Raw genomic sequence first — 17,897 nt, forward strand, 5'->3', positions numbered from 1 at the left:
TGCGCCATCCATGGCGCCCGACGGTCCCGCCACGGTATGGCCTGCCTCGCCCCCACAGATTGCGTTGTCGGAACGGCAGGCAAAGGCAAAACATTCGCTTAGACAGTCAACGTTCGCTCTGAACGCCGTTGTTTCTCCATGCGCACCGACCCACTGTCGACGGGGCGGTGTGGGTGGGTTGGCGGGACCGTTATGCGCCATGGATGGCGCATATCGAGCCCCCATGGACGGGTTCACGGCGGGTCCCGACAACCCACCCACACCGACCCTCCCCACGTAACACGGCCGCCAAACCTTCGCCGTTGAAGTTGCCGTTGAAGTTGCCGCTGAAGCTGTCGTTGACACTGACGATCGACCCGCCCCTTGCTGCCCTGCCCCTTGCGGTGCGCCCGGCGCTTCACTAGCCTTCGCCGGTCTGTCACCACCCAAGGATGTGCCCGTGAACCACCGCCCGCTCCTGCTGGCCCTGGCAGTCAGTGCTGCCGCACTGACGCTGGCGGCCTGCCAGAAGGAACCGTCCCCCGCCGATGCACCGGCCACGGGCACCACCCAGTCCAAGGAAACCGCGGACCAGTTCATCGCCCGCGTCAACGCCGAGTACAAAGCCATGTACCCGGAAATGACCTCGGCCCAGTGGCTGTCCTCGACCTACATCAACGACGATTCCGAGCGCGTCGCGGCCAAGGCCAACGAACGCTGGCTCACCGTCCTCAATGGCTGGATCACCCAGGCTGGCCAGTACGACGGCCAGCCGATGAGCGAAGACACCAAGCGCCAGATCCACCTGCTCAAGCTGATGACCTCCATGCCCGCCCCGCGCGACCCGGCCAAGCTCTCCGAGCTGACCCGCATCGCCAGCCGCATGGAAGGCGCCTATGGCTCCGGCAAATACTGCACCGATGAAGCCAACCCGCAGACCTGCCGCCAGCTCGGCGATCTGGAACAGGTCCTCGCCCGCAGCCGCGACTACGACAAGCAGCTCGACGCCTGGCAGGGCTGGCACGGCACCACCAAGCCGATGCGCGCCGATTACGAACGCTTCGTCAGCCTGGTCAATGAAGGCGCCAAGGAAATGGGCTTCGCCGATGCCGGCCAGATGTGGCGCAGCGGCTATGACATGCCCGCCGACCAGATCGGCCCGGAAACCGACCGCCTGTGGGACCAGGTCAAGCCGATGTACGAGCAGCTGCACTGCTATGCCCGTACCAAGCTCGATGGTACGTACGGCAAGGACAAAGCCGAGGTCAACGGCGGCCTGATCGCCGCGCACCTGACCGGCAACATGTGGCAGCAGGACTGGTCCAACCTGTGGGACCAGCTGGAGCCGTATCCCGGTGCCGGCAACCTGGACATCACCGCCGCACTGGAAAAGCAGTATCAGACCAACCTCAGTGGCGCACTGGCCAAGGCCGGCAGCGGCGCGAACGTGGAAGCGCTGTACAAGGCGCAGCGTGAAGCCGAACTGCGCACCGCCAAGCAGATGACCGAGCGCGCGCAGGACTTCTATGTCTCGCTCGGCATGCCTGCACTGCCGAAGTCGTATTGGGACAAGACCCAGTTCATCAAGCCGCTGGACCGTGATGTGGTCTGCCACGCCAGCGCGTGGGACATGAACATGGAAGGCGACGTGCGCACCAAGATGTGCATCAAGCCGAACGAAGAAAACTTCACCACGATCTACCACGAGCTGGGCCACATCTATTACGACCTGGCCTACAACCCGCTGCCGCCGTTGTTCCAGGGCGGTGCCAACGATGGCTTCCATGAAGCGATCGGCGACACCATCGTGCTGGCGATGACCCCGCAGTACCTCAACTCGATCGGCCTGGTCGATACCCCGCAGGAAAGCCGCGAGGCGACCATCAACGCGCAGATGCGCATGGCCCTGAGCGGCGTGTCGTTCCTGCCGTTCGGCCTGATGATCGACCGCTGGCGCTGGGGTGTGTTCGATGGCTCGATCACCCCGGACCATTACAACCAGGCGTGGTGGGACCTGAAGGCCAAGTACCAGGGTGTGGCGCCGGCCAGCGCACGCGGTGAGGAGTTCTTCGACGCGGGTGCCAAGTACCACGTGCCGGGCAACACCCCCTACACCCGTTACTTCCTGGCGCGCATCCTGCAGTTCCAGTTCTACAAGGGCCTGTGCGATGCCTCCGGCTACAAGGGCCCGCTGCACCAGTGCAGCTTCTACGGCAACAAGGAAGCCGGCCAGAAGTTCTGGGCAATGCTGAGCAAGGGCGCCAGCCAGCCGTGGCAGGCCACGCTGAAGGAAATCACCGGCGGCGACAAGCTCGATGCCGGCCCGATGATCGAGTACTTCACCCCGGTCAACGAATGGCTCAAGCAGCAGAACCAGGGCCAGATGTGTGGGTGGCAGGTGCCGCCTGCCACCGCTGCGGCCCCGGCCGCACCGACGGCGCCCGCGGCACCGTAACCCGTGGGTTGGGCCGGGCCCTGCCCGGCCACAGCCCGCAACGAAAAAACCGGCCGAAAGGCCGGTTTTTTTGTCCGTGACGCTTTGGCCTGCGTCCGGCCTCGATGGGCCGGGAGCACGTGCGACCACGCGTGGCGTAGCGCTACGACTTGGGTTTCAGGGCAGCCGCCAGCTCGGTCTTGAACTGCTCGAAATCCATGCCATCGGCCTTGGCCTCGGCGTGCGCGGCATCCTTCAACGCATCCGAGTACACCAGCCGGACAGGGGTGCCCTGCCGCTCGTGCAGTTCGGCGGCCTGCATGATCAGGGCCAGTACCCGCGCCGCGCTGGGCGTCTGACCGGCAATGCGGCCATCCATCCCCAGCACCCATTCTCCGTCGCGGCGGACGATGCCGGCCAGCAGCGTACGCTGCTGATCGCGCAGCTCTGCGTGCGGCTCAACCGGCGGGGTGGCGGCCTGCTCGCGGTTGGCGGCCTGGGTTTCACGGCGCCGGCGGATGTCGCGGCGCAGTTTGGAGGTGGTCGACATCAGGGACTTCCGGACTGCATGAAAGGGCAAAGGATACCGCACGGGTCCTGATGGTCCCGCCAGCTGCGTGGCCTACTCGATGGGCGTCAGTACTTCGCGGCGGCGCTCGCAATACCGCTCCCAGTACCAGAACGAGCCGCCCAGTGCGAAGAAGCCCATGTAGCCCAACGCCAGATGTACCGGACTGCTGCTGAGCATCGGCGAGACCACACCGGCCACGACGGTGTTGATCATCAGCTGGATGAACATCTGCATCGAGGACGCCAGGCCGCGCTGGTGCGGGTACATGTCCAGCACCGCCAGCGCCAGCACCGGGAAGATCAGCGCCATGCCCACGCCGCCCAGGAAGATCGGCATCACCGCCCACGGCAGCGCGATCTGCTGCACGGACAGCACGTAGGTGATGTTGAGCAGGGCCGACACTGCGCACAGACCGAACCCGATCGCGATCTGCCGCTGCGGCAGGATCCGCCCGGCCATCCGCCCGGACAGGAACGAGCCCATCGTCATGCCGCCGATGGTCGGAATGAACAACCAGGCAAAACCGCCCTCGCCCAGCTTGAGGTGCTGCATCACCAGCACCGGCGCCGAGGCGATGTACAGGAAAATGCCGGAGAAATTCAGCGCACCGGCAGCCGAAAGCCGCAGCAGGCGCGCGTTGGAGCCCATGCGGGCATAGCTGCGCAGCAGTTCACGCATCGACAGTGGCGTGCGCGCCTCGACCGGGTGGGTTTCCGGCAGCCACTTGCCCGTGGCCAGCAGCAGGACCACGCCGAACAGCACCAGGAACCAGAAGATCAGCGGCCAGTCGCCGCCGCCGAGCAGGATCCAGCCACCGATGATCGGGGCGATCGCCGGGGCCACGCCGAAGATCATCGAGACCTGGCTCATCAAGCGCTGCGCGTCGGCACCGTGGTACAGATCGCGGATCACGGCGCGGCCGACGATCACACCCACACCGGCAGTCACGCCCTGCAGTGCGCGGAACACCAGCAACGTGGTCATGTCCCGCGACAGCGCACAGCCGATCGAGGCGCCGATGAACAACACCAGCCCGCCGATGATCACCCGCTTGCGGCCGAAGGCATCCGATAGCGGGCCGTGCGCCAGGCTCATCAGGCCATAGAACAGCAGGTAGACGCTGATGGTCTGCTGCACCGCGACCTGGTCCACCTGCATGCGCTCGCCCAGCAACAGGAAGGCCGGGAAAATGGTGTCGATCGAGAACGGACCGAACATCGCCAGGCCTGCAAGCAGCAGGGCCAGACGGCGGGTCGAAGGTGAGGCGGGCGTCATGCGGGCTTCCGTCAGCGGCCATGCGCACTGCACGGCGGGCGCCTGGCCCGGAACGGGCGGCGCCAGATGAATACGAGGATCCGTTGATCATAGGCCTTTGCCGACCCCGGCACCATGCCCGGCGGCGGTTTCAGGCGTCCATGCGCCCCCGTATTCAGGTGCCGGAAAGGCCCAGTGGGCCGAAGCGCTGGGCTATAATCGCCCCGCTACATGGTGGGAGAAGCGGACACCCGCTGCCGAAGGCGCAACGCCCGTAATCGCTCAGGCCCGATACCACCCGCATCAAAACTCTGGAGAGACCGGCGAGTGCCGGCGCCGAAGGGGCACGAAGTCCGCAGATGCGCGCTTCCAAACTCTCAGGCAAAAGGACAGAGGGGCACCCAGGAAGACCGCAAGGTCCGGTGGATCGCTGTCGCCCGCGACGCGCCCTGGCCCCGGCCGCCTTCCGAACGTGCGTGCCCACTCTCCGAGATGCCAGCCATGTCCCAGAACACCCCCTCCCTGCGCGAGCTTGAACACAGCCACGCGTTCGTCGAACGCCACATCGGCCCCAACGACGCTGAAATCGCGCAGATGCTCGACGTGGTCGGCCACGCCTCGCTGGACGCGCTGACCGATGCGATTGTCCCGGCCGGGATCAAATCGCCGGCACCGCTGGACCTGCCCGAGTCGCTGACCGAAGTGCAGGCACTGGCCAAAATCCGCGCCATCGCCGACAAGAACCAGGTGTTCCGCACCTTCATCGGGCAGGGCTACTACGGCACGCTCACCCCGAACGTCATCCTGCGCAACGTGCTGGAAAACCCGGCGTGGTACACCGCCTACACCCCGTACCAGGCCGAGATTTCGCAGGGCCGCATGGAAGCGCTGATCAACTTCCAGACGCTGTGCGCCGACCTCACGGGCATGGAGATCGCCAACGCCTCGCTGCTGGATGAAGCCACCGCCGCCGCCGAAGCGATGACGCTGGCCAAGCGCTCGGCCAAGTCGAAGTCCGATACCTTCTTCGTGCACGACGCCGTGCACCCGCAGACGCTGGAACTGCTGCGCACCCGCGCCGAGCCGATGGGCATCGTGCTGCGCGTGGGCACCCCGGCCGAGGCGATGGAAGCCGAAGCCTACGGCGTGCTGCTGCAGTACCCGGATACCTTCGGCCATATCGGCGACTACAAGGCGCTGGCCGATGCCGTGCACGCGCGCGGTGGCCTGGTCGCCGTGGCCACCGATCTGCTGGCGCTGACCCTGATCGCCGCCCCCGGCGAATGGGGCGCGGACATCGTGGTCGGCAACTCGCAGCGCTTCGGCGTGCCGTTCGGCTTCGGTGGCCCGCATGCCGCCTTCATGGCCTGCCGCGATGCCTACAAGCGCTCGATGCCGGGCCGCCTGATCGGCGTCTCTGTCGACGCGCAGGGCAACGCTGCCTACCGCTTGACGCTGCAGACCCGCGAGCAGCACATCCGCCGCGAGAAGGCGACCTCCAACATCTGTACCGCCCAGGTGCTGCTGGCGGTGATGGCCTCGATGTATGCCGTGTACCACGGCCCGGAAGGCCTGACCCGCATTGCCCGTCGCACCCACCGTCTGGCCGCGATCCTGGCCGCCGCACTGCGCGGCGTCGGCGTCAACGTGGGCGAGCACTTCTTCGACACCCTGCACGTCAAGGATGTGGACGCCAAGGCGATCCACGCCAAGGCTGCGGCGGCGCGCATCAACCTGCGTGCGATCGACAGCGATGCGGTCGGCATCAGCCTGGACGAAACCGCCACCCGCGCCGACATCGTCGCGCTCGGCCAGCTGTTCGGTGCCACGGTCGACGTGGATGCACTGGATGCGGCCACCGCCGATGCGTTGCCGGCCGCTCTGGTGCGCACCAGCGACTTCCTGACCCACCCGGTGTTCAACACCCACCACAGCGAACACGAACTGCTGCGTTACCTGCGCTCGCTGGCGGACAAGGACCTGGCGATGGATCGCACCATGATCCCGCTGGGCAGCTGCACCATGAAGCTCAACGCCACCGCCGAGATGATCCCGGTGACGTGGCCGGAATTCGCCAACATCCATCCGCTGGCCCCGGCCGATCAGGCCACCGGCTACAAGGAACTGATCGACGGCCTGGAAGCGATGCTGGTCGAGTGCACCGGCTATGACGCGGTGAGCCTGCAGCCGAACTCCGGCGCGCAGGGTGAGTACGCCGGCCTACTGGCGATCCGCGCCTACCACCGCTCGCGCGGCGAAGGCCATCGCGACGTCTGCCTGATTCCGGATTCGGCGCACGGCACCAACCCGGCCTCGGCCCAGATGTGCGGCATGAAGGTCGTGGTGACCAAGACCGATGCCAACGGCAACGTCGACCTGGACGACATCCGCATCAACGCGGAGAAGTACAGCGACCGCCTGGCCGCGCTGATGATCACCTACCCGTCCACGCACGGCGTGTTCGAGGAAGAAGTGGTGGAGATCTGCGAGATCGTGCACCAGCACGGTGGCCAGGTGTACACCGACGGCGCCAACATGAACGCCCTGGTCGGCGTGGCCAAGCCCGGCAAGTGGGGCTCGGACGTGTCACACCTGAACCTGCACAAGACCTTCTGCATCCCGCACGGCGGCGGCGGCCCGGGCGTCGGCCCGTGTGCGGTCAAGTCGCACCTCGCCCCGTTCCTGCCGAAGGTGCTGGGCGGCGAAGGCGATGTCGGCATGGTCAGCGCGGCCAGCTTCGGCAGCGCCTCGATCCTGCCGATCAGCTGGATGTACATCACGCTGATGGGCACCGCCGGCCTGCGCAAGGCAACCCAGGTGGCCCTGCTCAACGCCAACTACATCGCCAAGCGCCTGGCCCCGCACTTCAAGACCCTGTATACCGGCCGCAACGGCCTGGTGGCGCACGAGTGCATCCTGGACGTGCGACCGCTGGAGAAGACCTCGGGCATCGGCGCCGAAGACGTGGCCAAGCGTCTGATCGATTTCGGCTTCCACGCCCCGACGTTGAGCTTCCCGGTCGCCGGCACGCTGATGGTGGAGCCGACCGAGAGCGAATCGCTGCACGAACTGGACCGTTTCATCAACGCGATGATCCAGATCCGCGAGGAAATCGCCGCGATCGAAGACGGCCGTCTGGACCGCGAGGACAACCCGCTCAAGCACGCCCCGCACACCGCCACGGCGGTCTCGGCCAGCGAGTGGGCCCATGCCTACCCGCGTGAGCTGGCGGCCTTCCCGCTGGCCAGCCTGCGCCAGCAGAAGTACTGGCCGCCGGTGGCGCGCGTGGACAACGTCTACGGCGACAAGAACGTGATGTGCGCCTGCATCCCGGTCGATGCGTACAAGGAAGACGAGGGCGTGGAGGTCTAAGCCTCCCTACCCTGACGCAACAGCAGACGGCCCGCGCAAGCGGGCCGTTTTTGTGTTGCCTCATGCCCCCACAATCTGGCGCACCGGCCGAGATCAACGTCGGCGAGACCCTGTGGCATGGCAGGAGTGTGCGGGTCCGCGGGACACGCCGTAAATCCGTCCCTGGAGGCTCGTGAGCGGCATCCATGCCGCTCCAACGGTCCCGCCAACCCACACACCCCCGCCCTCGACAGTGGATCGGCTGCCTCTGAAAAAGCAAACGCGATCGCCGTGCAACGGAGGCGAGCACTAACACCTCATGCACTCATCGGATGACTGTCCATAGCATCAGCTTGGGCGCCCAACGTTCAATGCTGAGTGCTGAGTGCTAAGTACGCATTGCGCATTCAGTTTTGAGCTTTGAGCTTTGAGCTTTGAGCTTTGAGCTTTGAGCTTTGAGCTTTGAGCTTTGAGCTTTGAGCTTTGAGCTTTGAGCGTTGTGTTGTGTTGTGTTTTGTTGTGTTGTGTTGTGTTGTGTTGCCAGCATCACTGCATCGAACATCCCAGCACCAGCTCGGCAGCGTTCTGCGTTCTGCTTTTGACGTCCCATTGCCCACCAGCCCCCTGTCAAAGGGTGGGCACGGGTGGGTTGGCGGGACCGTATGCCGCCATGGATGGCGGCATACGAGCTTACATGGACGTACTTGCAGCGGGTCCCGGCAACCCACCCGTGCCCGCCCAGGCGAGCGGAGGCTCAAACCTGCGGCTGTTGGCTGTTGGCTGTTGGCCGTTGGCTGCTGGCTGTCAGCTGCCCCGACCAGCACGCACCCGACGCGCAATCTCACTACTCGCCGCAATCACCGCCGTCAGCGCCGCCATCGACAGGAACTGCAACCGCGTATGCGCCTCGGACAACAACAGACCGAAAATCAACGCCAACACCCCCAACCCGATCACCGTCAGATACGGATACCCCGCCATCCGGAACGGCAACCGCGTCCCATCCCGGTTCGCACGATGGCGCAGAATCAACTGCGACAACAACGAAATCGTCCACACCAACAGACACGTCGAGCCCACGATGTTGAGCAGCACCGGCAACACCTTGTCCGGGAACACCAGCTCCATCACCGTCGCCGCAAAACCGAACAGCACACTGGCCAGCACCGCGATGATCGGCACCTGGCGCGGATCGGTCCAGCCCAGTACGGCCGGCGCCTCACGGCGCTGCGCCAGCGAGTACATCATCCGCGACGCGCCGTAGAGATTCGCATTGAGCGCCGACAGCAGCGCGATCACCGCGATCAGCGTGATCGCCGTCGCCGCGCCCGGAATCTTGGCCGCTTCCAGCACGGCAGCGAACGGCGACTTCAGCGCCTCGCTGGTCCACGGCACCACCGCGATGATCACGCTCAGCGAGCCGATGTAGAACACCAGGATGCGCCACGCCACGGTGCGGATCGCGCGGGCGATGCTGCGCTCGGGATCTTCGGTCTCGGCCGCAGCCACCGCCACGATCTCGGTACCGCCGAAGGCGAACACCACCACCAGCAGCGCCGCGCCGATCCCGGCCAGGCCCTTGGGCATGAAGCCACCGTGCTCGGTGAAGTTGCGCAGGCCCGGCGAGGCCACGTCCGGCAGCCAGCCCATCAGCAGGGCCACGCCGATCAGGATGAAGCCGATGATCGCAGCCACTTTGAGGATCGCGAACCAGAATTCGAACTCGCCGAAGTTCTTCACCCCGAGCAGGTTGATCGCCGTGAAGAACAGCATGAAGGCCAGCGCGGCCATCGGGACCGGGATCGCCGGCCAGACCGTCGCCAGCAGCCCAGCGGCCCCCACCGCCTCGGCGGCGATGACGATCACCAGCTGTACCCACCACAGCCAGCCGACCGTGGCACCGGCGGTCGCTCCCATGGCGTCCGCGGCGTAGACCGAGAACGCGCCGCTGGTCGGCTTGGCCGCGGCCATTTCGCCAAGCGCGTTCATCACGATGATCACCAGCGCGCCGGCGACGAGATACGACAGCAGCACCGCCGGTCCGGCGGCCTGGACGCCCACCCCGGAGCCGAGGAAAAGGCCAGCGCCGATCGCGCTGCCCAGGCCCATCATGATCAGCTGGCGGGGCTTGAGCGCGTGCCCGAGGCGGGTATCGGCGGGCGGAGTGGCAGGAGCCGGAGTCTGGGATGCGGGCATCGGAATCGATTGGCGGGCAACAAGTGCGACACCATACCCTGTCGGCCGCGCGACGGCATAGGCCACAAGCCCCACCCCGGCTCAGGCGGCCGCGCGCTCGCTGATCTGGGCGCGGTAGGCGCGCGGCGACAGCCCGACCTCGGCCTTGAACTTGCGGGTGAACGCGCTCTGGTCGGTGAAGCCGCAGGCCTGGCCGATGCTGGCGATGCTGTCCGGGCCATGCAGCAGGTGCACCGCCATCTGGATGCGCAGCCGGGTCAGCACCTGCTGCGGGGTCATCTGGAACACCTTGCGGAAGGTGCGCTCCAGTTTGGACAGCGAGAACCCGGTGATGTCGAGCAGGGTCTGCATGCGCACGTTCTCGGCGTAATGCGCATTCAGATGCGCCAGCGCGAGGCGAAGCTGTTCGTACTGCGTGCCCAGGCTGTCCTTCTGGCCCAGATCGCGCGAGATCCCGATCAGCCCGCGGATCTGCCCGTCCACCACCAGCGGCCGCTTGCAGGTCAGGCACCAGCCCGGCTCGCGGTTGGCGAACAGATGCAGCTCCATCAGGTTCTCGATGACCTTGCCGGCCAGCACCTGCTCGTCCTGGGTGGCGTAATCGGCGCCCAGCCCGGTCGGGTAGATCTCCGCTGCAGTGCGCCCGATCACGTCCTTGCGGGATTTCAGCCCCAGCCGACGCAGCATGGTCTGGTTGATGTGCGTATAGCGCCCGTCGCAGTCCTTCATGAAGAACAGGACGTCCGGGATCGCATCAAACAGGGCTTCGATGTCGGCAGGTTCAACGCGCATGCGGCGGGGAAAGACAGAAGGACACCCGGTCAAGGATACCCGCCCGGGCGCCGTCGACCCAGCGCCGAAGCGCCACATGTGAAGCGCGGGTGCAAGCGGTGCCGCCTTTTCGCACCCTCGATTAACGCCCCGGCCGCCAGTGTGAAGCGATCCCCCCTTCCCGCCAGCTCCCGGAGTCGCCTCATGGCCGCCAGCAAGAAAAGCACGAAGAATGCCCCTGCACCCGCCGCCGATGTCCGTGGCGAAGGGGATGAACTGCACCAGCGCGCGGGCAACGGCCATCCTGTGCTGACCACCAACCAGGGCATCCCGGTCGGTGACAACCAGAACTCGCTGCGCGCGACGCCGCGCGGGCCGACGCTGCTGGAAGACTTCATCCTGCGCGAGAAGATCACCCACTTCGATCATGAGCGCATCCCCGAACGCATCGTGCATGCACGCGGCAGCGCCGCCCATGGCTACTTCGAGCTGACCCGCTCGCTCGGCGAGTACACCCGCGCCCGTATCCTCAGTGAGGTCGGTGTGCGCACCCCGCTGTTCACCCGTTTCTCCACCGTGGCTGGCGGCGCCGGTTCGGTGGATACCCCGCGCGATGTGCGCGGCTTCGCGGTCAAGTTCTACACCAAGGAAGGCAACTGGGATCTGGTCGGCAACAACATCCCGGTGTTCTTCATCCAGGACGCGATCAAGTTCCCCGACCTGATCCATGCGGTGAAGATGGAGCCGGACCGTGCCTTCCCGCAGGCGGCGAGCGCGCACGACACCTTCTGGGATTTCGTCTCGCTGATGCCCGAGTCGATGCACATGATCATGTGGGCGATGAGCGACCGCACGATCCCGCGCTCGCTGCGCACCATCGAGGGGTTCGGCATCCACAGCTTCCGGCTGATCAACGATGCCGGCGAATCGACCTTCGTCAAATTCCATTGGCGACCGAAGCTGGGCATCCAGTCCACGGTGTGGGACGAGGCGGTCAAGCTGCAGAGCGCGGACAATGACTTCCACCGCCGCGATCTGTTCGAGGCGATCACCGCTGGCGACTTCCCCGAGTGGGAACTGGCCGTGCAGCTGTTCACTGAAGAACAGGCCGAGGCCTTCCCGTTCGATCACCTGGATTCGACCAAGATCATTCCCGAGTCGCTGGTGCCGCTGACCGTGATCGGGCGCATGGTGCTGGACCGCTGGCCGGACAACTTCTTCGCCGAGACCGAGCAGGTCGCCTACTGCCCGGCCAACGTGCCGCCGGGTATCGACTTCAGCAACGATCCGCTGCTGCAGGGTCGCCTGTTCTCGTATCTGGATACCCAGCTCAGCCGACTGGGCGGGCCGAATTTCCACCAGATCCCGGTCAACGCGCCCAAGTGCCCGTTCGCCAACCACCAGCGCGACGGCCACATGCAGATGAACATCCCGAAGGGACGGGTCGCCTACGATCCGAGTTCGCTGCAGGGCGACAGCCCGCGTGAGAGCGTCGACGGCTTCCCCAGTCACGCCACCGCCCCGGATGACGGCCGCAAGGGGCGCGTTCGCGCGGAGAGCTTCGCCGATCACTACAGCCAGGCCCGCATGTTCTTCCGCAGCCTGGAGGCGCCGGAGCAGGCGCATCTGGCCTCGGCGCTGGTGTTCGAGCTCTCCAAGGTGGAGACGGTCAAGGTGCGCGAGCGCACCGTGAGTCACCTGCGCAACATCGACGATGCACTGGCCAAGCGCGTGGCCGACGGTCTGGCGATGCCCGCGCTGCCCGAGCCGGCGGCCACGCAGACCCCGGCACAGGATTTCCCGAAGGCGCCGGAAGTGCGCATCATCGGCCGCACCAAAGACCTGCTCAAAGGCCGCTGCATCGGCATCCTGTTCGACGAAGGCTCCGACGCGGCCTTGATCGCCAACCTGCGCAAGGCGGCCGACAAGGCCGGGGCGAGCGTCAAGCTGGTCGCGCCCAAGATCGGTGGCGCCAAGCTCAGCGACGGCAAGACGCTGGCCGCCGATGGTCAGCTGGCGGGCACGCCTTCGGTGGTGTTCGATGCGGTCGCGGTGGTGCTGAGCAGTGATGCCGCCAAGAAGCTGAGCAAGGAATCGGCCGCGATCGATTTCGTCAGCGACGCCTGGGCCCATCTGAAGGCGATCGCCGCTGATGACGGTGCACAGGCGCTGCTGAAGATTGCCCGGGTCGGCAACGATGCCGGCGTGGTCGAGGCGGAGGACGCCAAGGCCTTCCTGGCTGCGGCGGCCACCCGCCAGTGGGCCCGTGAACCCAAGGTGCGCACGCTCGCCTGAGCCGTGCGCGGTGCGCCGTGCTGATCTCAGCGCGGCGCGGGTGGCGCCGGGGCCTGTTTGGGCACCGGCGCCGGCTTCATGGGGACGGCCATCGACTGCAGCCGACGGATCGAGCCGATCGGCACGGCTTCGGCACGCCGCTGCGCCGGCCACCACAGGAACACGAACGCGCTGCTGGAGCCCAGCAGCTTCGCAGTGCCGGGCAAGGTGGCGCCATCACCGTTGAGCATCACCTGGACCGGCGTGCCTCCGTTGCCATCCCGGATGGCTTCGGCCTTGTTCAACGCATACAGTGCGGCGCCGATGGCCATGAAACAGACCACCCCCATGCACATGCCGGTCAGGGGGCGCAGCCCGGAAAACTCCCAGTTCATCCACGGCGATTCGGAGAACAGCATCCGCCATCCCCAATGCCGCGCACGCAGGCGTGCCACTTTGGCCGGGTTGCGCCGCCGCAGTGTTTCCGGCCAACCCAGCAGCACCGCCAGCAGTGCGCCCAGCAGCAGGATCAGCACATAGGCTGGATCGCGCAGACCGGCGACCAGGAAGTCGCTGACCTGCAGGTAATCCAGGATCGACAGCCGGAACTTGAAGTAGAAGAAATAGCTCGACCACAGCCCCAGCGCGGACAGGAACACGTAGCCCGCACTCACCATCAATGCCGGTTCCTGGCGCAGCAGGCGCCAGATCACCGCGACCATCGAGTCTTCGTTGCCATGCGTGACCGGCAGCAACGACCAGTCGGTCGGCGTCTGATCCGCCGCCGGTGTCTGCGACTCGCCGCCAGCGGCCGTCGCGATGCCCTCGTCCCTGTTCCCCATGCGCCCCTCCCCGTTCAGCAGAGCATCGCGCACTTTGGCGGTGGACGGAAGCGGACGTGGCAGTGGGCGGATGTGGTGCGAGGACCGCCCCGCTTCAGTGCACGCTGAAACTGGCCACCGTGGCGTGCTCGGTTCCCTCGATGCGCAGGTCGATGGCGAAGCGGTCGCACAGCCGGTGCACGATCGCCAGGCCAAGGCCAAAGCCGGCACTGCCTTCGCCTTTGGCGAAAGGCCGCACGATCGTGTCAGGGTCACCGGCCGGGGCGGTGTTGCGGATGCGCAGGCGTCCGGCCGCGACATCGATGTGCACCGCCCCCTCCCGCGTGTGCGCAAATGCATTGCCGACCAGGTTGGCCAACAACATGTGCAGCACCGGCCCGGGTACCACCAGGCGCACGTTGCCGGGTACATCGACCCGCACCTTGACCGGCTTGCCCTCCAGCAGCGCGGCCTGCTCGAGCACCACCTGTTCCAGCACCGGCAGCACCGCCAGCGGCAGCGCATCCTGTTCAACGCTCTCTTCGCGGGCCAGGGTGAGCAGGGTGATCACGGTCTGTTCGAGCTGCCGCGCCGAGTGCTGCACATGCGCCAGCTGCAGCCGTCCGGCCGCGGACAGCCCCGGTTCGTTGGCCAGCTGTTCGGTCGCGCTGCGGATCACCGCCAGCGGCGTGCGCAGCTCATGACTCGCATCGCGGGTGAAGGCATGTTCGCGGGCAACAAAGGCGCGCACCCGCCCGGTCAGGTTGTCCAGCCCCCGCGCAAGGACGCCGATTTCATCATCGGGGAAGTCGCGCGCGAACCCGACGGGCAGTCGATCCGGTGCCATCCCATCGACCAGTGCGGCCAGTCTGGACAAGGGACGCGTGGTGCGTCGTGCCAGCCACGCACCGGCCAGCACGGCAACGACCACCACGGCCAGCCCGGACCAGGCCAACAGACCCAGAATCTGGCGGCGCATCGGCCGCACCACCAGCTGCTGGCTGACCTCGGCGACCAGCCATCCTGATGTACCGGCGCCGCCCGGTTGCAGCGCGCGCAGGTGATAGTGCCGTCCCTGCGTACCGGCGAACTCGTGGCGCCATGGCTCGGCATCGAACGCGGTTTTCAGATCGGCCGGGAACGTGGCACTGCTCTCGTGCACGGTCATGAACGCGTTGCGCGGCGACGACCAGATACCACCCGCGGCCCGCTGATCCAGCTGCTGCTGCGCTTCCTGTTCGAGCATCGCATCGAAGAAGCGATCCTCCACGCTGTACACGAACACCGCCACGTACAGGCCGAACAGGCTGGCCACCGCCAGTGCGAACACCGCGAAGGCCAGCATCAACCGGTTGCGCAGGCGATGCACACGCGTCGTCATGCGTCGGCCTCCAGCTTGAAGCCGACATCGTGCACGGTCTTGAGCATGGGTCGATCGAACGGTTTGTCCAGGACCTGGCGCAGCAGATACAGATGCGAGCGCAGCGGATCCGACGGTGGTGCCTCATCGCCCCACAGACGACGGATCAGCTCGCTGCGGGTCACCGTGCGCGGCCATGCCTCGGCCAGCAGCACCAGCAGGCGATACGCGGTCTGCGGCAGCCCAAGCACCTGGCCGCGGCGAGTCGCGCTGCCGCTGCGGCGATCGATATCCAGCGAGCCAATGCGCAGCACGTGACCTTCGCGCCGCTCATGCCGGTGCGCCAGCGCCAGGCACCGCGCCAGCAGCTCCTCACCGGCGAACGGCTTGACCAGATAGTCATCGGCACCGGCCTGGAAGCCGACCAGCTTGTCGGCCAACGTGTCACGCGCGGTCAGCATCAGGATCGGGATGTGGCGGTCGGCCTGCTCGCGCAGATGGCTGCACACGCGCAGGCCATCCATGCCCGGCAGGGTCAGGTCCAGCACCAGCACGTCCGGCGGCTCGTCCAGCGCCATCTGCAGGCCGCTGAGCCCATCGGCGGCGAAGGCCACGCGATGGCCGCGCGCCTCCAGCAGCGTGGCCATGCCGGCGCGCAGCGCCGGGTTGTCCTCGATGACCAGGATGTGCAGGCCGTCATGCATGGCGTCAGCCTTCGATCGTGTCCTTGAGCTGCCTAGCTTCGGCCATGTCAGGATGCGTTTCCAGCAGTTTGCCGAGCACGCTGCGCGCCTGTTCCACCTCGCCCAGCCGCCAGTGCGCCTGCGCGATGCCCAGCGGCAGCTGCGGCTCGCTCATGTACGGCGCCGCCAGCTGCATGATCGCCAGGGCGTCACGCACGGCCGCATCGTCCTGCGCGGCCTGCAGCTGGTAGTAGCCGAGCACGCCGATCAACTGGTCGTGATAGCCGGTGCGGTTGCTGGCCAGCTCGCGCTTGACCGCGTCGGCCTCGCCGTCGAGCAGCCGCTGCACCAGCGTCATGCTGGCCTCATCACGCCAAGGGGTGCGGGCGACCGGGGTACGACCGGTGGCGCGCACGATCGCTTCGGCGACCGCCGGCGTGGAGTACGGGTTCTGCCCGGTGATCAGACGCCCGTCCACCACCAGCTTGGGCATCATCAGCGGCGCCTGCTCCCAGCGCGCACCGCGCTCGCGCAGCGCGGTTTCCAGCAGGAACGGGAACTCCTTGGCCCAGCGCTTGCCGAACACGCCCTCCTCCGCATTGGTGAAGCCGGTCATGCGGCGCCCGGCGACCAGCAGTGATCCGTCCGCCAGCCGCACATCCACCAGCGCTGCCGGGCCGTGACAGACGGCCGCGACCACGCCGCCTTGATCGTGCAGCGTGCCCAGCACCGTGCGCAGCGCGGCATCAGCGGGCAGATCGAACATCGCGCCCTTGCCGCCAACCACGTAGACCGCCGCATAGTCGGCCGCACGCAGGGTCGCGGTGGCGCGGGTATCAGCCAGCAACGCGGTCGCCGCCGGATCGGCCAGCACGCGCGCGTTGAAGGGCTCCTTCGGGTCGAACTTGTCGGCTTCCACCGGCCCGCCGCGCGGGCTGGCGACCTGCACGGCCAGGCCGTTGTCGCGGAAGATCAGGTAGGCCTGGGCGAACTCGTCCATCTCGAACCCGGGGCGGGTCTTGCCGTGATCGCGGCCTTCGCCGCTGACGACGATCAGCACCGTATCGGACGCCGCGGGGCGGGCATGCAGTGCGGGGACAGCCAGCAGCAAGGCCAGAACGGCACCGGTGCGGCGCAGCAGGGACAGCATCATGGGAGCACTCCTTGGGAAGTGAGCTCAGCCTGCCGCGCGGATGTGAAGCAGATTTCAAGCGGTCGCCTGCGTGCACGCAGCTGAACAACCCGACCGCCGGGCGCCGTGTCGATGGCTCCATCGGCCCGAAGATGCGAAAATTCCTCCCCCTCCAGGGCAGGCCCCGCGCCAGCCGATTCCCGAGATACCGTGAAGACCCCCCAAGGCTTGCAGGCGCTGATCGACGACGGCGTGATCGATGAAGTGCTCCGCCCGCTCAAGAGCGGCAAGGAAGCAGCGGTATATGTGGTCCGCAGCGGCGACGATGTGCGCTGCGCGAAGGTCTACAAGGACATGGCCCAACGCAGCTTCCAGCAGCGCGTGCAGTACCAGGAAGGCCGCAAGGTCCGTGGCAGCCGCGAAGCGCGCGCCGTGGGCAAGGCCAGCAACTACGGCCGCAAGCAGCAGGAAGCGGCCTGGAAGAACACCGAGGTCGATGCGCTGTACCAGCTGCGCGATGCCGGCGTGCGCGTGCCCGAGCCGTATGGCTACTTCCACGGCGTGCTGGTGATGGAGCTGGTCACCGATGCCGAAGGTTATTCCGCCGCGCGCCTGGGCGAGGTCGAGCTCAGCCCGGAACAGGCACGCGAGTTCCACCAGATCCTGGTCCGCCAGGTGGTGCGCATGCTGTGCTGCGGCCTGATCCACGGCGATCTGTCGCCGTACAACGTGCTGGTCGGCCCGGAAGGCCCGGTGGTGATCGATTTTCCGCAGGTGGTCAGTGCGGCGGGCAACAATGCCGCACGCACGATGCTGCTGCGCGACGTCAACAACCTCACCGCGTACCTGGGCCGCTGGGCGCCGGAGCTGCTGGAGACCTGGTACGGCGAGGAGATGTGGGCGCTGTTCGAGGCTGGCGATCTGCTGCCGGACAGCGTGCTGACCGGTGAATTCGAGCAGGATGAGAGCACCATCGATCTGGATGGCGTCCGCCATGCCATCAACGATGCACGCGAAGAAGCACTGATCCGCCAGCAGGGTCGCGAAGCGGCGGAAGAGAACGAGGACTGA

12 protein-coding genes and 1 riboswitch are annotated in these 17,897 nt (G+C 66.7%); of the genes, 4 read left to right on the forward strand and 8 right to left on the reverse strand.

Annotated features, from left to right (window positions below):
• Positions 1-439 precede the first annotated feature (439 nt).
• On the forward strand, positions 440-2,434 hold the full coding sequence (locus ABE463_RS11700) for a M2 family metallopeptidase (protein WP_123730506.1): 1,995 nt from the start codon (positions 440-442) through the stop codon (positions 2,432-2,434).
• Between the two features lie 142 nt (positions 2,435-2,576).
• Here ABE463_RS11700 and ABE463_RS11705 read toward each other — a convergent pair whose 3' ends face one another.
• Both ABE463_RS11705 and ABE463_RS11710 read right to left on the reverse strand, forming a co-directional pair.
• The gene (locus ABE463_RS11705; protein ID WP_259259515.1) at positions 2,577-2,963 is read right to left on the reverse strand and encodes a hypothetical protein; all 387 of its coding nucleotides are present in this window, start codon (positions 2,961-2,963) and stop codon (positions 2,577-2,579) included.
• Positions 2,964-3,035: 72 nt separating this feature from the next.
• Positions 3,036-4,259: a multidrug effflux MFS transporter gene (locus tag ABE463_RS11710; protein WP_346468280.1), complete on the reverse strand. Its 1,224-nt coding sequence runs from the start codon at positions 4,257-4,259 to the stop codon at positions 3,036-3,038.
• Positions 4,260-4,539: 280 nt separating this feature from the next.
• A riboswitch (glycine riboswitch) is annotated at positions 4,540-4,641 on the forward strand.
• An 89-nt stretch (positions 4,642-4,730) separates the two neighbouring features.
• Between ABE463_RS11710 and gcvP the strand changes: the two genes are divergently transcribed.
• On the forward strand, positions 4,731-7,610 hold the full coding sequence (gene gcvP, locus ABE463_RS11715; protein ID WP_346468281.1) for an aminomethyl-transferring glycine dehydrogenase: 2,880 nt from the start codon (positions 4,731-4,733) through the stop codon (positions 7,608-7,610).
• Positions 7,611-8,393: 783 nt separating this feature from the next.
• On the opposite strand, the gene ABE463_RS11720 is transcribed toward gcvP, so the two are convergent.
• Both ABE463_RS11720 and ABE463_RS11725 read right to left on the reverse strand, forming a co-directional pair.
• Positions 8,394-9,791 (reverse strand): amino acid permease, encoded by a 1,398-nt coding sequence (locus tag ABE463_RS11720; protein WP_346468331.1) that lies wholly within the window; start codon positions 9,789-9,791, stop codon positions 8,394-8,396.
• 75 nt (positions 9,792-9,866) lie between these two features.
• Entirely contained in the window at positions 9,867-10,577 is a 711-nt protein-coding gene (locus tag ABE463_RS11725; RefSeq protein ID WP_123730501.1) for an AraC family transcriptional regulator, read from the reverse strand.
• A 183-nt stretch (positions 10,578-10,760) separates the two neighbouring features.
• Between ABE463_RS11725 and ABE463_RS11730 the strand changes: the two genes are divergently transcribed.
• Positions 10,761-12,851 carry a catalase gene (locus tag ABE463_RS11730; protein ID WP_346468282.1) on the forward strand — a complete coding sequence of 697 codons (2,091 nt, stop codon included), beginning with the start codon at positions 10,761-10,763 and terminating at the stop codon, positions 12,849-12,851.
• A 26-nt stretch (positions 12,852-12,877) separates the two neighbouring features.
• On the opposite strand, the gene ABE463_RS11735 is transcribed toward ABE463_RS11730, so the two are convergent.
• From ABE463_RS11735 to ABE463_RS11750, 4 genes are all read right to left on the reverse strand, one after another.
• Complete coding sequence (locus ABE463_RS11735; protein ID WP_346468283.1) at positions 12,878-13,672, reverse strand: hypothetical protein; 795 nt, start codon at positions 13,670-13,672, stop codon at positions 12,878-12,880.
• Positions 13,673-13,766: 94 nt separating this feature from the next.
• Complete coding sequence (locus ABE463_RS11740) at positions 13,767-15,032, reverse strand: HAMP domain-containing sensor histidine kinase (RefSeq protein WP_346468284.1); 1,266 nt, start codon at positions 15,030-15,032, stop codon at positions 13,767-13,769.
• Entirely contained in the window at positions 15,029-15,715 is a 687-nt protein-coding gene (locus ABE463_RS11745) for a response regulator transcription factor (protein WP_346468285.1), read from the reverse strand. Before ABE463_RS11745 ends, ABE463_RS11740 begins: the two co-directional genes overlap by 4 nt.
• A 4-nt stretch (positions 15,716-15,719) precedes the next feature.
• Positions 15,720-16,847 (reverse strand): DJ-1/PfpI family protein, encoded by a 1,128-nt coding sequence (locus ABE463_RS11750; RefSeq protein ID WP_346468286.1) that lies wholly within the window; start codon positions 16,845-16,847, stop codon positions 15,720-15,722.
• Positions 16,848-17,036: 189 nt separating this feature from the next.
• Here ABE463_RS11750 and ABE463_RS11755 point away from each other — a divergent pair, with 189 nt between their 5' ends.
• Positions 17,037-17,897 (forward strand): PA4780 family RIO1-like protein kinase, encoded by an 861-nt coding sequence (locus ABE463_RS11755; protein ID WP_123730495.1) that lies wholly within the window; start codon positions 17,037-17,039, stop codon positions 17,895-17,897.

Source organism: Stenotrophomonas sp. TWI819 (assembly GCF_039673075.1).
Lineage (GTDB): Bacteria > Pseudomonadota > Gammaproteobacteria > Xanthomonadales > Xanthomonadaceae > Stenotrophomonas > Stenotrophomonas rhizophila_B.